Source organism: Neobacillus phoenicis, assembly GCF_047302305.1.
Taxonomy (GTDB): domain Bacteria; phylum Bacillota; class Bacilli; order Bacillales; family Cytobacillaceae; genus Neobacillus.
In genome coordinates this window covers 1,845,208-1,861,022 of sequence record NZ_CP154847.1, presented here as the reverse complement: position 1 = coordinate 1,861,022, position 15,815 = coordinate 1,845,208, and the positions used below count along the sequence as shown (strand labels likewise).

General features: G+C 38.4%; 19 protein-coding genes and 1 other RNA gene. 5 read left to right on the top strand and 15 right to left on the bottom strand.

Annotated elements, in window-relative coordinates:
* Positions 1-35: 35 nt before the first annotated feature.
* A complete protein-coding gene (locus tag AA0X95_RS09575; RefSeq protein WP_413308297.1) occupies positions 36-347 on the top strand; it encodes a YtpI family protein in 312 nt (103 codons plus the stop codon).
* Between the two features lie 40 nt (positions 348-387).
* Here the strand turns inward: AA0X95_RS09575 and AA0X95_RS09570 are convergent, their stop codons facing one another.
* From AA0X95_RS09570 to AA0X95_RS09560, 3 genes are all read right to left on the bottom strand, one after another.
* Positions 388-1,707 carry a DRTGG domain-containing protein gene (locus AA0X95_RS09570; RefSeq protein WP_413308295.1) on the bottom strand — a complete coding sequence of 440 codons (1,320 nt, stop codon included), beginning with the start codon at positions 1,705-1,707 and terminating at the stop codon, positions 388-390.
* A gap of 124 nt (positions 1,708-1,831) precedes the next feature.
* Positions 1,832-2,068 carry a hypothetical protein gene (locus AA0X95_RS09565; protein ID WP_413308293.1) on the bottom strand — a complete coding sequence of 79 codons (237 nt, stop codon included), beginning with the start codon at positions 2,066-2,068 and terminating at the stop codon, positions 1,832-1,834.
* Positions 2,069-2,155: 87 nt separating this feature from the next.
* A complete protein-coding gene (locus AA0X95_RS09560) occupies positions 2,156-2,839 on the bottom strand; it encodes a metal-dependent hydrolase (protein ID WP_413308291.1) in 684 nt (227 codons plus the stop codon).
* A gap of 174 nt (positions 2,840-3,013) precedes the next feature.
* On the opposite strand from AA0X95_RS09560, the gene AA0X95_RS09555 reads away from it, so the two are divergent.
* Both AA0X95_RS09555 and ssrS read left to right on the top strand, forming a co-directional pair.
* Positions 3,014-4,111, top strand: a complete 1,098-nt coding sequence (locus AA0X95_RS09555; protein WP_413309928.1) for a M24 family metallopeptidase — start codon at positions 3,014-3,016, stop codon at positions 4,109-4,111.
* A 55-nt stretch (positions 4,112-4,166) separates the two neighbouring features.
* Positions 4,167-4,363, top strand: a non-coding RNA gene (ssrS, locus tag AA0X95_RS09550) — 6S RNA.
* Positions 4,364-5,004: 641 nt separating this feature from the next.
* Here the strand turns inward: ssrS and ald are convergent.
* The 3 genes from ald to AA0X95_RS09535 all read right to left on the bottom strand — a co-directional run bounded on the left by ald (position 5,005) and on the right by AA0X95_RS09535 (position 7,003).
* Complete coding sequence (ald, locus tag AA0X95_RS09545) at positions 5,005-6,126, bottom strand: alanine dehydrogenase (protein ID WP_413308289.1); 1,122 nt, start codon at positions 6,124-6,126, stop codon at positions 5,005-5,007.
* A gap of 167 nt (positions 6,127-6,293) precedes the next feature.
* Entirely contained in the window at positions 6,294-6,632 is a 339-nt protein-coding gene (locus AA0X95_RS09540; RefSeq protein WP_413308287.1) for a hypothetical protein, read from the bottom strand.
* Between the two features lie 182 nt (positions 6,633-6,814).
* Positions 6,815-7,003 (bottom strand): hypothetical protein, encoded by a 189-nt coding sequence (locus tag AA0X95_RS09535; protein ID WP_413308285.1) that lies wholly within the window; start codon positions 7,001-7,003, stop codon positions 6,815-6,817.
* Positions 7,004-7,110: 107 nt separating this feature from the next.
* On the opposite strand from AA0X95_RS09535, the gene AA0X95_RS09530 reads away from it, so the two are divergent.
* Together AA0X95_RS09530 and AA0X95_RS09525 are read left to right on the top strand one after the other, a co-directional pair.
* Positions 7,111-7,557, top strand: a complete 447-nt coding sequence (locus AA0X95_RS09530) for a universal stress protein (RefSeq protein WP_413308283.1) — start codon at positions 7,111-7,113, stop codon at positions 7,555-7,557.
* Positions 7,558-7,688: 131 nt separating this feature from the next.
* On the top strand, positions 7,689-8,003 hold the full coding sequence (locus tag AA0X95_RS09525) for a hypothetical protein (protein ID WP_413308281.1): 315 nt from the start codon (positions 7,689-7,691) through the stop codon (positions 8,001-8,003).
* A 37-nt stretch (positions 8,004-8,040) separates the two neighbouring features.
* On the opposite strand, the gene AA0X95_RS09520 is transcribed toward AA0X95_RS09525, so the two are convergent.
* From AA0X95_RS09520 to sppA, 9 genes are all read right to left on the bottom strand, one after another.
* Positions 8,041-8,553 carry a MogA/MoaB family molybdenum cofactor biosynthesis protein gene (locus tag AA0X95_RS09520; RefSeq protein ID WP_413308279.1) on the bottom strand — a complete coding sequence of 171 codons (513 nt, stop codon included), beginning with the start codon at positions 8,551-8,553 and terminating at the stop codon, positions 8,041-8,043.
* Positions 8,550-9,392, bottom strand: coding sequence for an EcsC family protein (locus AA0X95_RS09515; RefSeq protein WP_413308277.1), 843 nt, complete (start codon positions 9,390-9,392; stop codon positions 8,550-8,552). The genes AA0X95_RS09520 and AA0X95_RS09515 overlap by 4 nt, the downstream gene beginning before the upstream one ends.
* A 118-nt stretch (positions 9,393-9,510) precedes the next feature.
* A complete protein-coding gene (locus AA0X95_RS09510) occupies positions 9,511-10,698 on the bottom strand; it encodes an acetate kinase (RefSeq protein WP_413308275.1) in 1,188 nt (395 codons plus the stop codon).
* A gap of 422 nt (positions 10,699-11,120) precedes the next feature.
* A complete protein-coding gene (locus AA0X95_RS09505) occupies positions 11,121-12,104 on the bottom strand; it encodes a class I SAM-dependent methyltransferase (RefSeq protein WP_413308273.1) in 984 nt (327 codons plus the stop codon).
* A gap of 106 nt (positions 12,105-12,210) precedes the next feature.
* Positions 12,211-12,711, bottom strand: a complete 501-nt coding sequence (gene tpx / locus AA0X95_RS09500) for a thiol peroxidase (RefSeq protein WP_413308271.1) — start codon at positions 12,709-12,711, stop codon at positions 12,211-12,213.
* Between the two features lie 157 nt (positions 12,712-12,868).
* A complete protein-coding gene (gene ytfJ, locus AA0X95_RS09495; protein ID WP_413308269.1) occupies positions 12,869-13,375 on the bottom strand; it encodes a GerW family sporulation protein in 507 nt (168 codons plus the stop codon).
* A 17-nt stretch (positions 13,376-13,392) separates the two neighbouring features.
* A complete protein-coding gene (locus tag AA0X95_RS09490) occupies positions 13,393-14,085 on the bottom strand; it encodes a DUF2953 domain-containing protein (RefSeq protein ID WP_413308267.1) in 693 nt (230 codons plus the stop codon).
* Between the two features lie 102 nt (positions 14,086-14,187).
* On the bottom strand, positions 14,188-14,655 hold the full coding sequence (locus tag AA0X95_RS09485) for an RDD family protein (protein ID WP_413308265.1): 468 nt from the start codon (positions 14,653-14,655) through the stop codon (positions 14,188-14,190).
* A 10-nt stretch (positions 14,656-14,665) separates the two neighbouring features.
* Entirely contained in the window at positions 14,666-15,673 is a 1,008-nt protein-coding gene (sppA, locus tag AA0X95_RS09480; RefSeq protein ID WP_413308263.1) for a signal peptide peptidase SppA, read from the bottom strand.
* Between the last annotated feature and the right edge of the window lie 142 nt (positions 15,674-15,815).

Sequence of the window (15,815 nt, the reverse complement as noted above, 5' to 3'; positions counted from 1 at the left end):
ATAATAATGATTTTCAAAACTTGGAGGAACCAATCATGTTTGCATTTGCTGTCTTAATTGTCATATTATTTGCTTTCTACTTATTTTATAAGACAAAATACTTTAGAAGCAACCGTGAAGTAGAAAAGAAGTGGCTTTCTGCGAAATCAAATATAGCACTAGGGCTTTTTGTCTTTCTTTTCGGTGTAAACCACCTGATATTTATAGCTGAAACCACATTAACTTATATAGTTGCCATCGTGTTTATCGCCTATGGAGCCGTATTCAGCTGGATCGGTTTCAAAAAGTATAAACATTACCTTCCATTTGCGATTGAGGAAGCTAAGCTCTACGAAGCTCAAAAATAAAAAACGAAGAGGCCGACTCCTTGAGTCAACCTCTTTTTTGTTATTGACGATCAATTAATTGACACATCATCATCGCTTTTCCAACCAATATACCATCGTTGAATACTTCGACATCTACCTTTCCGAATTTCCGTCCGACTTCAAGTATCTTCGGATATACTTCTAAGGTACTCTCCATTTGAACGGGCTTAATAAAGTAGATGGTCATATTTTCAACTACCAGGTCTCCCTTTTTGTAGCTTCGTAGGACACGGTTAGCGGCTTCAGACACAATGGTTGTAAATACACCATATGAAATGGTTCCAAGATGGTTGGTCATTTGAGGGGTTACTTCACAGGAATATACTTCTTCTCCTTTTGCCTTACCCTGAATGAGGACCATTTGGTTTGTTACAATATCATCGATTGTTTCTCCAACCTGTGGCTGTCTTTGATTCATTTGCAATGCCTTTAATACGTCCTGCCTGCTTATGATTCCTTCTAATCGATTGGAGTCGTCCGCAACTGGAAGTACTTCTATTCCCTCCCATACCATCGTATGAGCAGTAGAAGCAACACTCGTTTTTCCATTCACCGTCATTGGCTGCTTCGTCATAATCTTATCAATCGACGTGTCTAAATCCTGTCCTAAAATATCCTTACTTGTTACCATCCCTTGAATTTTCATATTTTGATCGACTACAGGATAGCGACTGTGCTTTGTTTCTTGATTAAACTCATGCCATTTAGAAACCTTATCTGATGTTTTTAAATAATAGGTCTCAGTTATGGGAGTTAAAATATCTTCAACTAAGATAATTTCCTTTTTGATTAGTTGGTCATAAATCGCCCGGTTAATCATTGTAGCCACAGTAAAAGTATCGTAGCTGGTTGAAATCACAGGCAGCTCAAGACTATCAGCAAGCTTTTTCACATGCTCTTCAGAATCAAATCCACCTGTAATCAGTACAGCAGCCCCTGCTTTTAATGCTAACTCGTGCGCTTGTGTACGGTTACCGACAATTAACAGGTTCCCTGCCTCCGTATAACGCATCATAGCTTCAAGTTTCATGGCACCAATAACAAATTTATTCAGTGTTTTGTGCAAGCCCGTTCTTCCGCCTAAGACCTGCCCATCAACGATATTTACTACTTCCGCAAAGGTAAGCTTTTCAATATTTTCTTTCTTCTTACGCTCAATTCTAATTGTTCCTACTCTTTCAATGGTGCTGACGTATCCTTTATTTTCAGCTTCCTTAATCGCTCGATAGGCTGTACCTTCACTTACGGTCATCGCCTTGGCGATTTGGCGCACTGAAATTTTTTCCCCCACAGGAAGTCCATCAATATATTGCAAAATTTGTTCGTGCTTTGTAGCCAAGACCTTCACCCTTTATATTTGAATTCCCATTATCTGGTAGCAACACTACCAGATTAGTCTAAATTTTATTATAAAGTGTTAAAAGCCTTGATTCAATGCGGTTTCTCACATTGTTGTCTAATTCTCAGAGAAAAGACCTTGACTTTTTCTTTAATCGGCCAGCTTGAGGCTTTTGTATTTGTCTTTTTGGACTATAAAGCAACCCTGTTAGGTTACCAGCAATGACCATCAATGCAAAGGCAAGCCAAGCTAATGAGAATATACCTTGAAGACCATCTGCATGAATTGATAATCTAGGAACAGCAAAATAAAGCATAAGGCCACATAGAAGCAGGCAAAGTAAGTATCGGTTCTTTTTCATCTTTCATTTCCTCCCTATAAAAAGACTGCTTGTTCCATCTTTATGCAAGCGAGGAGAAAAAAAGTCTGTGATTCCATAAGAAGATGATTAAATTTCGATGGATTCTCCAGGTTGAAGGATTTTACCGTTTTTATCATCAAGCATTTCTAAAAACTTATTTGGATCCTGCTTAATTGGCGGGAATGTATTGTAATGAATCGGCACAACCGTTTTGGCTGCTAACAGTTTGGCTGCATAGGCCGCGTCTTCCGGTCCCATGGTAAAATTATCTCCTATTGGTAAAAAAGCCAAGTCAATCGGATGCCGTTCACCTATTAATTTCATGTCTGAGAAGAGCCCCGTATCACCCGCATGGTAAATGGTTTTGCCTTCATTCATAAAAAGAATACCAGCGGGCATTCCGCAATAAATAATCTCTTGGCTGCCATCAATGACATAGCCCGATCCATGGAATGCCTGTGTCAGCTTTACCTTTCCAAAATCAAATTGGTAGGCCCCTCCGATATGCATGGCATGGGTCTTTACCCCTTGAAAGCTTAAAAATGCGCATAAATCTGCATTTGCAATAACTAGCGCATCATTTCTTTTAGCAAGCTCCACCGTATCACCTACGTGATCTCCGTGACCATGTGAGAGAATAATAACATCCGGTTTTACATCGTCTACTGTTAAATCTGTTAAACTGTTGCCCGTAATAAACGGGTCAATGATAATTGTTTTTCCATTGGTTTGAATTTGGACAACTGAATGACCATGATATGACACTTTCATCTTCTTAAATCCCCCCAAATATTTGATTAATAGTACTTCCACAAAAATATAGAAATCCCTTTTCCAATTTATACCCATAAACCACTTGTTTTAGCACAAGATAACCTCAGATAGTTTACAATTCAAATTTATATTGTTACTCTCAAATTGGATTTGAAATTAGGGGGAGAAATGATGAATCAAAGATTGAACAAACTGCAAGCATGGATGAAGGAGAATGACATTGAAGTTAGTTTTGTTACTTCTTCCGAAAATGTATTTTATTTAAGCGGCTACTATACCGATCCACATGAACGCTTACTTGCCCTCGCTGTTTTTCAAGAGGAAGAGCCATTCCTCGTTTGCCCAGGGATGGAAGTACATGATGCGAAACGATCTGGATGGGATCATGAACTAATCGGCTATAGTGACATTGATAATCCATGGGAAATGATCTTGAATTCTATCAATAAAAGAATGGATCGCGTGTCAAAGGTTGCTATCGAGAAAGAGCATATGAATGTAGAACGGTATGAACAGCTCTTGCGATTATTCCCTCATTCCACTTTTGTTTCAGGTGAGGAAAAACTAAGACTCCTCCGAATGGTAAAAGATGCTTCCGAATTAAAAATTATCGAAGAGGCTTGTGCACTTGCGGATTATGCCGTTGAATTCGGGGTTAATGAAATCAAGGAAGGGAAAACAGAGCTAGAGATTCTTAATGCATTAGAGTTTGCTTTAAAACAAAAAGGCGTGACAGAAATGTCTTTTTCAACTATGGTTCTGACCGGTGCGAATGCTGCTTCCCCTCATGGGAATCCAGGCAATACCAAAATTCAAAAAGGTGATTTAGTTTTATTTGATTTGGGTGTGGTTGTGGATCGTTATTGTTCAGATATCACAAGAACTGTTGCATATGGCGACATTAACGACAAGCAAAAAGAAATATATGATACAGTATTAAAAGCCCAATTGGCAGCGATAGAAGCAAGTAAGCCTGGTGTTAGCGCAGCAGAAGTTGATCTTACTGCCCGTCGAATCATCGCTGATGCCGGTTACGGTGAGTATTTCCCACACCGTCTTGGTCATGGACTGGGAATTAGTGTTCATGAATATCCATCCTTAACCGAGACAAATCAGCTGATTATTGAAGAAGGAATGGTTTATACCATTGAACCAGGAATCTATGTCCCTGATGTTGCCGGAGTGCGTATTGAGGATGATGTGTTTATTACTGCTGATGGAGCGAAGATATTAACCAAATTCCCAAAAGAACTGCAAATTATTAAGTAGCAGATTTGGATGCTTTTGGCATTGTAATTTCGTTATAATTGAGGTAATATACTAATACAAGCTGCGTTGTACGTAATCATAATAAAGTTTTAACCTTTAAGCTGTAACAGGGAGTTTAACCATTGAAGCTGGAATGACAAGCCTCTGTCTATACGACATGGAGGACACGCAGAAAAGCTTCTGAAAACACCCACTTTGAGGAGTGGTGGTTTAAAACTTTCTTATATTTCTTACGGCAATGGCGGCTACATACTTAGCACTCAAAACCAGTTTCTGACTAGAAGCTGGTTTTTTTGCATATATTTAGCTCTATTCCTTGTTTTGTCTGATTATTTTGTCTGTTCCTATGTGACCCGATTCCCTTACTTTCAGCCTTTTGAGTAACGTAGAAAGAAAGCTCCTACGTGACTGAACTCCCTTCCTTTCAACCTTTTGAGGAACGTAGGGCACTCCTACGTGACCGAACTCCCTTCCTTTCAACCTATTGAGGAACGTAGAACGCTCCTACGTGACCGAACTCCCTTCCTTTCAACCTTTTGAGGAACGTAGAACGCTCCTACGTGACCGAACTCCCTTCCTTTCAACCTTTTGGGGAACGTAGAACGCTCCTACGTGACCGAACTCCCTTCCTTTCAACCTTTTGGGGAACGCAGAACGCTCCTACGTGACCGAACTCCCTTCCTTTCAACCTTTTGGGGAACGTAGAACGCTCCTACGTGACCGAACTCCCTTCCTTTCAACCTTTTGGGGAACGTAGAACGCTCCTACGTGACCGGGTCACTTTTAATACTGCATTTTTTGGTAACGTAGGAAAAACTTTCTGTAAAGATTCCACCTGTTTTATACCAAAAAAGAGGCGAGCTTATGGCCCACCTCTTACGCAACATAACTTATTATTGTTTCTCTAACAATGCTTTTGTATCTGAGAATTCAAGGCCGTGTGCTTCTGCGACTGCTTCATAAGTCACATAGCCGTTTAATGTGTTGATTCCTTTCAGCAATGCTTCATTATCTAAACATGCCTTACGATAACCCTTGTTCGCAATTTGAACCGCATAAGGAACTGTTACATTTGTTAATGCAATAGTTGATGTTCGCGGTACTGCTCCAGGCATATTTGCCACTGCATAGTGGACGACACCGTGCTTTACATATGTTGGATTATCATGAGTAGTTATACGATCGGTGGTTTCAAAAATACCACCTTGATCTATGGCAATATCAACAACAACGCTCCCTGACTTCATCGTCTTAATCATTTCTTCAGAAACAAGCTTTGGTGCCTTTGCACCTGGAATTAATACCGCTCCAATGACTAGGTCAGATTCTTTCACTGCTTCTGCAATATTATAAGGATTTGACATTAATGTTGTCACATCAGATCCGAAAATATCATCCAATTGACGAAGGCGATCTGGATTTAAATCTATAATACTTACTTTAGCCCCTAACCCAATTGCCATTTTGGCTGCATTGGTACCTGCTACCCCACCACCAATAATCGTTACAGTCCCTCTTTGTACACCGGGAACCCCTGAAAGAAGAATTCCCATCCCTCCGTGAACTTTTTCAAGGAATTGGGCACCAATTTGTGCAGCCATTCTCCCAGCCACTTCACTCATTGGTGTTAATAATGGCAGGCTTCGATTAGGAAGCTGAACCGTCTCATAAGCAATTCCTACTACCTTTCTATCTATTAATGCTTTAGTCAGTTCAGGTTCCGGCGCTAAATGTAAATATGTAAATAAGATTAATCCCTCACGAAAATATTGATATTCACTTGGAAGTGGTTCTTTTACTTTCATGACCATTTCCATGGACCATGCTTCATCAGGTTTTTCTACCAACTTTGCTCCCGCATCTCTATAATCTTCATCTGAAAATCCAGAGCCTAAACCAGCGCCAATTTCAATAAAGACCTCATGGCCAAACTTAACAAGATTGACCACTCCAGCAGGTGTCATTGCTACACGGTTTTCATTGTTTTTTATCTCTTTAGGTATTCCGATTCGCATGTCCATACCTCCAATTAATATAAGCAGTAGTAAATAGATAGAAGAATACTGATTACAAGTGAAAGCAATTCCATTTTACCAAAAAAATCCTGTGATACCTAATCATTTTTTATTTATTGTGGAAAAGAGCTTTGCTGAAAAACCAAAGCTCTTATTATTTATTTTTATTACCAGTATGGGTAAGGATAACCATAAGGGTAGCCATAATAAGGGTAGCCATAGCCATAGCCATATCCGTATGGTGCTGCTAATAATGCCCCTGCAGCTAATCCACCCAAGAATGGCAAACCAAATCCACCAAAGCCCCATCCCCATGGACGACCAAAACCAAAGCCAAATCCTGGACGTCCAAATCCACCGAATCCAAATCCTGGACGACCGAAGCCGCCAAACCCAAAGCCCGGACGGCCAAAGCCACCGCCAAAATGTCCAAAGCCACCAAAACCAGGGCGAATCCTTTCATCCGCTTGGTTCAGTGTAGGCACTCCATAAATTTCAGTAGTCAATATATATTCCTCCTCATTTTATTTACTTCACACACTAAACAATATGCATTTCTGAAGCTAAATTCTTGGGTAGATGCCCTAATATAAGAAGTTTTCGAGATATATGTCTACGAAATACCTTTTGCCACAAAGGAAAGGGCCATCCTGTTATGGACAGCCCTTTCCTTCGAACATCTTAATGGTTAACTTTCTGTGTACCCGTCACTATCTGCTGATGCAATGGCAGCGTTAAAATCACCTTGGACGGCTACTTCCGCTCCCTCTCCTATATAACCGCTATTATAAGAATTCATTATCTGTTGACTTACTTCATTCGAACCTTTTTCATCGAATTCAAATGAATATTGGTTATTTGGATCCCTTTTTTCCATCACAAAAATCTCCCTTCATTCTAAGCTACTACTCCATTATTGTTCGAAAAATTGCAACAGTTATTCGTTGTTAAATAATGTATAATTTAGGTAAGGAGATGATAATCATGGGACTCAAATATCAAAATATTTTAGTCGCTATTGATGGATCGAAAGAAGCAGATTGGGCCTTAAGAAAGGGTATAGAAATCGCAAAAAGAAATGATGCTGCCTTACTTTTAGTTCATGTAATAGATACTCGGTCATTCGCATTAATCGAAGCTTATGACACTTTTATTGGTGAACGAGCAGAAAAGCTGGCAAAAGATATGCTAGATAACTATCAAAAACAAGCTTTTGATGCAGGTGTAAAAGAGGTTCAATATGAAATTGAATTCGGTTCTCCTAAGGTTCGAATCCCTAGAGATGTGGCAAAAAAACATAATGTTGACTTAATTATTTGTGGTGCCACTGGAATGAATGTAGTAGAAAGATTCTTTATCGGTAGTGTATCAGAACATATTACACGATATGCACCATGTGATGTTCTAGTAGTCCGGACTGAAAAAGAATAAAAAATACAGGGGCATGCAGCATTTTACTGCATGTCCTTTTTTACTTTTTACATATGGAAAGAGTTATTGATAGGAAGGAAACCACAATTTGTAGTAAAATAAAAATTATTACACAACTTGGAGGCACCCAAATGAAGGACCACTTTTCTTTCGATCAGCGACTAGGTATCTTTCTTCCTGACTTAACCGTTGATTGGGATCAACATAGCAAAGAAACTCAACAAGATATTCTTTTTAATTGGGAACAAATACGCGGCTCAATCCCTGACCGAATTGCAGACCTCGAAGATCAAATTAATCATAAACAAGCAGAGCTTTCCGATGAAAGTGACTTCATTCGTTCATGTCAACTGAACAAAGAAATTGCAGAACTGGCCTCCATCATCAATGACTTATGGCTCTGGTATAGGGCAAACCAAACACTTTCTACAAAAGCTCATCACTAAAAAGAGGATGACATTAAATCGTCATCCTCTTTCTCTATTACAAATCTTTCTTTATTTCTCTTACCACATGCCCTAATTCAGGCAAGATTAATTTATTCATCGCAAGCTTTACCGCACCTGTTGAACCTGGGGTAGAAAAGACCGCCTTGTCCTTTACTACGCCGGCAATCGCTCTTGAAAGGATTGCAGCAGAACCGATATCTTCTTGATAACTCAACATTCTAAACAATTCTCCAAAGCCAACAATCTCTTTATCAAGCAGGCTTTTTATCGTTTCAATTGTAACATCCCGCTTGGCTATTCCTGTTCCTCCATTAATAAGAATAGCATCAATATCTTCCCGGTTACATCCTTTTAAAATCTCATCTTGAATTGGGATTGCTTCATCCTTTACAATCACGTAATCGGTAATTTGATGTCCAGACTGCTCAAGCAATTCAATCATCAACTTACCACTTTTGTCTGAGTCCATATTTCTTGTATCACTGACTGTAATGATTTTACAACTAATACTTTTAGGGGCTTCCCTTTTATGTTCCTGCGTGCTCATATTTGAAACTCCTCTTTTTCTTTTAGATAGCGGTATTGATAATATTTATGAGCTAATTCCGTTACTTTCCTCGTTAATTGATAATTTGCTCCTGCACCAATGGCTATGCTGATGAGCGGCATTCCTTGAATCATTTTTTTCCGAAACAAGGCAATAACCATTGCTTTAAATAATTGTTGCAAGGGTTGTTCGAGCCAGGTGATATCTGTTATTTCTTCAGTACCTTCGTAAAAATACGGATTTTCGTGTTTTTCTAGTTCATCTTTTAACAAGATCCAGCCTTCTTTTTGTATTCTTGGAGGTAAGGTACCTATATGGAATACCTTAAGGGATGTCATCATTTCATAAGGAGTGTTAACTTCATATCCATAAGTCATGGCGATTAATTGGACAACCCTCAAATTTATTACGGCCATTGCTGGGATATCCATCCCCAGAAGCAAGGAGCTTCCCGTTCCCGCTAAACCTCCTTGAGCTAAGGAATAAAGGCGATGCCTGGCAATGTGCTGTTCTGCTATGTATTGTAATTGATTAATATCCAAATTTTTTAAGTCGGATATATTTTCTATATCAGGAATAAAAACCCTACCAGATGATAGAATTCTTTCTTTTGCGTCCATTTGAAGCTGAGAGCCTTGAATCATACCATGTAAATGGAACAGCCAAGTATCAACAAGGGAAAAAAATTGTTTCTGAACCGTTTCAGGCAATAAGGAAAAAGAACGCTCTAAATATTTTTCATATGTTAATTGAAAGTCATTTGGTTCGTAATTGAATAGATTCTTTTCCCATTCGTTTATTTCATTCCATACTTTTGTTTCCCGGTCTGTAAATGGCATTGTATGAACCTCCTCCGACATGCTTCTCCTTTCAGTATAGCACAAAGGAAGAGAACGATAAAAAGGCAAAAGCCATTTATTGATAGCTTTTGCCTCTATGGAGATTTTAATTGAGGATTTATTGTGCTAAGCGAACAACGTCGCGCGCAATCATTACTTCTTCATTAGTTGGAATAATAATAACTTTAACTGGTGAATGAGGATAGTTGATGAAAGCTTCTTCTCCTCTTACTTTGTTAAGAGCAGGATCCCAATATACACCCATAAATTCTAGACCTTTTAGTACATTTTCACGAATGGTATCACTGTTTTCTCCGATACCTGCAGTAAAGATAATCGCATCTACACCATACATACGGGATGCGTATGAACCAATATATTTATGAATTCTGTTGGCAAATACATCTAATGCTAGCTGTGCACGCTCATTGCCTTTCTTAGCTTCGATTTCAATATCCCTTAGGTCACTTGAGAACCCAGAAACAGCTAACATACCGCTCTTCTTATTTAATACATCTAGAACTTCATCTGCAGTCTGGTTTGTTTTTTCCATGATGTATGGAATTAACGCAGGGTCAATATTACCTGAACGTGTACCCATCGTTACACCTGCAAGTGGTGTAAAGCCCATAGATGTATCAATTGATTTTCCGCCTTCAATTGCAGCGATACTAGCACCATTTCCTAAGTGACAAGAAATTAAACGAAGCTGTTCAATTGGACGACCTAGTAATTCTGCTGCACGTTGTGAAACATATTTATGTGAAGTTCCGTGGAAGCCATACTTACGAATACCATATTCTTTGTAGTATTCATATGGAAGACTATAAAGGAAGGAACTCTCCGGCATTGTTTGATGGAAAGCTGTATCAAACACAGCAATCGCTGGTACGTTTGGAAGTACACTTTGGAATGCACGGATTCCAGTTAAGTTTGCTGGATTATGAAGGGGAGCAAGCTCCGAAAGTTCTTCAATTTTATCTAATACTTCATCTGTGATCAGTACAGAGTCATTAAATGCTTCTCCACCGTGTACAACACGATGACCAATTCCTTCAATTTCATGCAATGATTGAATGATACCTAGTGTAGTTAATTTATCTAATAGCATTTTTACTGCTATTTCATGATCCGGAATATCTGTTACTTCTTGGATTTTTTCACCATTTACTGTAATATTAAAAATTGAATCGTTTAATCCAATTCTTTCGATAAGACCTTTTGTAATTACTTCTTCACTTGGCATTTCAAATAATTGAAACTTTAAGGAAGAACTCCCTGCATTGATTGCAATAATTTTTGCCATTTACCTAACCGCTCCTTTTATATAACAACGTCCTGAATATGAAATTTTGGGTTTAGTACACCTTTATTTTGCACAAACTGTCATTGTTTATTTCCCTCAATTCCTCATTTAATCACTGAATATAGGACATTTCAAGGAATAAATTGCTTGACAACGGTTACAGAGTAAATGTAATTATATTCTAATTTTTCTCTATTTTTAACTAAAAAGAACAAAAGGCGGAAGCGCCTCGTACAGCCCCGACAGGCAAATGTTCTTCGGCGGGAAAAGTCCGCCTTTGACTTTTCTTGCCGAAGGTTATTTGACCCGAGGGGCTAGGCGCTGGAGCTAGATTCAGACAACTAGTTCAGTTATCCACACTCAGACCTTTTTATAATTTCCTAAACAACAAAAAAGGATAAAACCGGGATTTTTCACCGATTTTATCCTTTATTTTCTTGGAACCATTTTTCAATTTGTGATAAGATACGGTCCATTTCCTGCTGCTTTGACAGACTCGGTAAGTTCACGAGCAAGGCCTGCTTCGGAGGCTGAATTCCCTCGCCCTTTTTTTGCAAAATAAAAATACTCTTTGCCGAACTTTTATTTTTAAACATCGTTTCAGGCAATTGTAGAAGCCCCTGAATGATTACATGTTCCTTTATAAATTCACGAAGCTCTGCAGCTTGTTCACTTTCAAAAAGCCCACTTGGAACAAGAAAGAACAAATATCCTCCAGGTACTGTATGTCTAACACTTTGCTCAATAAATAAGTGATGTGAATACGAGTGTCCAGTATTTGCCTTTAATTGATAATCTGCTGCTCGTACATCATTTGGATAAAATCCAACAGGTAAATCTGCAATTACAGCATCCACTGGATCAATAAATAAAGGTTCTAAGGCGTCTTGATTAAACAACTGAATGGGATGTTCCTGTAAATTTGCATTTACATAGGCAAGTTTAATGAGAATATCATCCACGTCTACTCCTATTGAGGTTATCTCTTTAGGCACATGATTTAAAACAGTCGTTAGTAAATTGCCTGTTCCTACCGCCGGATCGAGAAGCCTATACGTAGATTGTTTTACAAAACGGTCAAGTAAATACCCTACAAGTAATCCAATTGAGTCAGGAGTCATTTGGTGATTGGGCTGAACATTTTCCTTCATCCCTTTTAAAATAACTAGCTGGTAGGCTTTACGAATATCTTCCTTGGAATACTGGTCCAAATGGATTTCTTCATACTGCTTTTTTAACCTTTTTGTGGTTAGTTCACTTAACTCTTCCTGAAGAATCGTACCTTGGAACATATTTTCACCTGTTTCGGCTAATGCCTCCAAATAACTACAAGATAATTCTTCTTGTAAAACAAGTGCCGTTTCATTAAATACTGTAAATAATTGTTCTATTGGAGAAATTTTCATCTATTCCCCTCCGTTACTGATTTTCCTTATTCATTTTATACGAGTATGTATTTTTTAAACAAGTATAAAGGCCTCGCCATAATGCCGAGGCCTTGTTATTTCAATTTTATTTTGCGTTTCTAGCAGCTTCAAGTGCTGCTTCATAGTTTGGATGGTTCGTTGCTTCACTCACATATTCTACGTATGTCACTGTGTCTGTGGAATCTACTACAAACACTGCGCGAGTTAATAGTCTTAATTCTTGAATTACAACACCATATGCTTCACCAAATGATAGGTCGCGGTGATCAGAAAGAGTTTGAACATTTTCAATTCCTGCAGCTGCACACCAGCGCTTTTGAGCAAATGGAAGGTCCACACTTACAGTTAGTATTTTTACATTCCCTAAACTATTAGCTTCTTCGTTGAAACGGCGTGTTTCCGCATCACATACACCGGTATCTAGAGAAGGTACTGCACTAATTAAACGAACCTGTCCCTTCGTATCGTCTAAAGTCACTTGTGACATGTCATTTGCTAATACTGTGAAATTTGGAGCCTTATCTCCTACTTTCACTTCATTACCTAATAATGTTACTGCATTACCCTTAAAAGTTACATTTGCCATCCTTACATCCTCCTTTGTCGTTTTAAAGCAATACATGAAAAAGATGAATTTGCTTTAATATGTACAGTGTAAATATATCTTTTCAAAGCATGTTTTGCAATTATTGAGCATCATGAAAAAAGTTAACCTTCCCTTCAGAGAAGATTAACCCATTCATTTAAAACTCAAGCTCTTGTTTTGGTTGCTGTGACTGTTGGCTCTGTTGATGATTTTGTTGCTGTTGTTTGTTCTCATCTTTCTTCGAGAACATTTGCTGGATCTTATCGACTGCTTGTGGAGCAAGCTCTAAGATTTTCTCATATAAGTGAGTGCTTTCATCCAGGTGAAGCATCTTAACCCCATGAGAGTTAACAATTAAAAAAGCGATTGGAGTAATGGATACACCACCCCCACTTCCTCCACCAAACGGAAGCTTCGGCTGCCCTTGGCCCTGGCCTTGGCCTTGACCTTGGCCTTGACCTTGACTCTGCCCTTGAGACTGGCCGCTGTCTAATTTAAACTCACTACCACCCGCAGCAAACCCAAACCCTACCTTAGAAACTGTTAAAATAACACTTCCATCTGGGGTTTCAACCGGATCACCAATAATGGTATTAACATCAATCATTTCTTTTAAACTTTCCATTGCAGTTGTCATCAAACCTTGAATTGGATGGTCGGACATGGATCTTTCCTCCTATTTCAAACAGAATTAGTTTTTTCATTTTCATACTTTGCTTTACTTTTTAAGTGCGGTTTCCCGCCCTTCCAGAATTTAATCAGCTTTAATCCTGCGAGAATAGCATGCCCGATTCGGAACTGAAAAATACCTGTAAATCTTGTTTGAATCACAGCAGCTTGGAAATGAGGGGTGACCGATAACTCCGGAATTTGTTTCATGGCAAGATAATGACTAAGTAGCCCTATAATACTTCCTTTAATTGCCCATAGGCCCCCAGTTATGATACCCGTAAAGGCTGCATCACCAACTCCAACCATCGTATGCCATTCAAGCTTTTTAATAGATACCTTTTTAAAAAACTTCCTAACAATCTGATGCAACTTAAACACATGCTCGAGCAGTTCTTTTGTATTATTGAAACTTGTCATAACATCACTTTTATCAATCTGGTTCACTGATACATTGTCTTTTTTCGTTTTTTCATTCCCCTTTTTCTTCTTCCTTTCAACAATTATGCTAGGGGAATTATCATCAATCTTTATTAAGGGAACATCTATTTTGTATTTAATTAATCCGAACCATAACCGAAACTCTACCTTCAAATCATCATTGTCATTAAAATGGTAGTAATTTAAAAGAATCGTTAATTTAGAAAAAATAAGTAGGACAAATAAGAGCATTAGAAATGACACAATGATCAGGACCCAAACCAAACTCCTTCACCACCTTTCAGCCTATTATTATTCGCTTATCGTAAAAAAATAAACCTGCCAACTTTTTGTTGACAGGTCATTTATTTGTTTCATATGCTGTGTTTAACGCTCTACGTGGATAACGGTTGTATCGGAAAAGATATCATGCAGACCCTGCTTTTTAGGTAAAAATGCTACAATAATATATCCAATAATAATAGTGGCTGAAATAAAACGACCAATCCACTCTCGAAATAAAATTGTTCCCCAGGTTAACTCTTCCTTGTTCAAATCCACAACCTTTAAGCCAAATACCATTTTGCCTAGCGTTTGACCGAAGTACTTTGTCATTAGAACAAAATATAGATAAAAGATTATGGCGGTGGCAATGGAGATTGGTGCAAACATATTAAATTCTGATAAAGAAATGTCCAGCACCCGAAAAAGGGGTTTAATAATAATCCTTTCTACGCTTCCAACAACAATTAAATCTAAAAGGTATGCCCAAAAACGCATCCAAAAACCAGCATATCGAATAGGCCACTGGTGATTATTATCCTTACAGCTTTCTTGATATTCTTGTCCTTCCACTCTCTCACCCCTATTCCGCATACAAATACATGAGGCGAGGTGAATTAGGCTTGGATAGGACTTTCATGAGTCCCGCTAACTCCCCGTTGTCCCCCATTAATTTTTTTGCCTGCACCGTAAATAATGATCCGAATCCAAGATCATCTGCATAGCGGACTACCTTCGCACCCTTTAGCTTTTCATCTTTTTTCATTTTAGCGATTACATCATCCAAATAGCCAAAATCATCAATAAGATGCAAATCCTTCGCTTGTCGACCATCATAAACCCTACCATCAGCTATTTTCTTGACCTGTTCCACTGACAGATTTCGTCCTTCTGAAATGACCTTAACAAACCCCTCATATGAATTATTAATCATGGATTGTAAGATTTGCCGCTCTTCTTCGGTCATTTTTCTTGTTGGGCTCATAATGTCTTTATATTGGCCACTTTTAATCGTAACAAAGTCTACGCCATATTTATCAGCTAATCCTTCATAGTTAATTCCTTCCATGATAACTCCAAGACTGCCCGTTAACGTCTCAGGGCTTGCAAAGATCTTCTTCGCTGCAGTTGATATATAATATCCGCCAGAAGCTGCCATCGAGCCCATTGAAATATAGACTGGTTTTTTACTATTCTTCTGAATTTCCTTTAGCTTATCGTGAATCTCAGCACTTTCGACAACCCCACCGCCTGGTGAATTGACTTTAATAATGACCCCTTTTACCGAATCATCGTCATTGATATAGTTTAACTTTTTCATAAAATCCTGGTGATTATATCCTGCAGCCTGTAGAAGTCCTGATTCACCAGAATCCTGTATTACCCCATTTATATCGAGAATGACAATTTTCTTAAGTTCACTGCCATCTTCAACCACTTCTTCTGTAAATGACTGTTCAGAAGCAGCCATCAGGTCGCCTAAATCCGTTTTAATTCCCTTAAAGGCATAGGCTGATAAAAAATTTATCACGATTGAAACAAAAAATAATGCCGCGGCTATTCCAAGTGCGGCCCAGCGTTTACCATTCAATATTTTCCCCCCACTTTCTTTTATCTAAAAGGATGTAACTGCTTTCATATTGTCTCTATAAAATGCTAAACTAATTTCAGACTAACCTAATTTTATCAGAGTTTAATTTTTATTAAATATTTTTTCACCAACATCTTACAGG

Coding starts and splice junctions, on each gene's coding strand:
- AA0X95_RS09535 (WP_413308285.1), bottom strand. CDS start 7,003: ATGGAAAAAAGGGATCCAAATAACCAATATTCATTTGAATTCGATGAA.
- tpx (WP_413308271.1), bottom strand. CDS start 12,711: ATGGCAAATGTAACTTTTAAGGGTAATGCAGTAACATTATTAGGTAAT.
- AA0X95_RS09565 (WP_413308293.1), bottom strand. CDS start 2,068: ATGAAAAAGAACCGATACTTACTTTGCCTGCTTCTATGTGGCCTTATG.
- AA0X95_RS09510 (WP_413308275.1), bottom strand. CDS start 10,698: ATGGCAAAAATTATTGCAATCAATGCAGGGAGTTCTTCCTTAAAGTTT.
- AA0X95_RS09505 (WP_413308273.1), bottom strand. CDS start 12,104: ATGAAAATTTCTCCAATAGAACAATTATTTACAGTATTTAATGAAACG.
- AA0X95_RS09530 (WP_413308283.1), top strand. CDS start 7,111: ATGGGACTCAAATATCAAAATATTTTAGTCGCTATTGATGGATCGAAA.
- AA0X95_RS09520 (WP_413308279.1), bottom strand. CDS start 8,553: ATGAGCACGCAGGAACATAAAAGGGAAGCCCCTAAAAGTATTAGTTGT.
- AA0X95_RS09560 (WP_413308291.1), bottom strand. CDS start 2,839: ATGAAAGTGTCATATCATGGTCATTCAGTTGTCCAAATTCAAACCAAT.
- ytfJ (WP_413308269.1), bottom strand. CDS start 13,375: ATGTCCGACCATCCAATTCAAGGTTTGATGACAACTGCAATGGAAAGT.
- ald (WP_413308289.1), bottom strand. CDS start 6,126: ATGCGAATCGGAATACCTAAAGAGATAAAAAACAATGAAAACCGTGTA.
- AA0X95_RS09515 (WP_413308277.1), bottom strand. CDS start 9,392: ATGCCATTTACAGACCGGGAAACAAAAGTATGGAATGAAATAAACGAA.
- AA0X95_RS09555 (WP_413309928.1), top strand. CDS start 3,014: ATGAATCAAAGATTGAACAAACTGCAAGCATGGATGAAGGAGAATGAC.
- AA0X95_RS09575 (WP_413308297.1), top strand. CDS start 36: ATGTTTGCATTTGCTGTCTTAATTGTCATATTATTTGCTTTCTACTTA.
- AA0X95_RS09525 (WP_413308281.1), top strand. CDS start 7,689: ATGAAGGACCACTTTTCTTTCGATCAGCGACTAGGTATCTTTCTTCCT.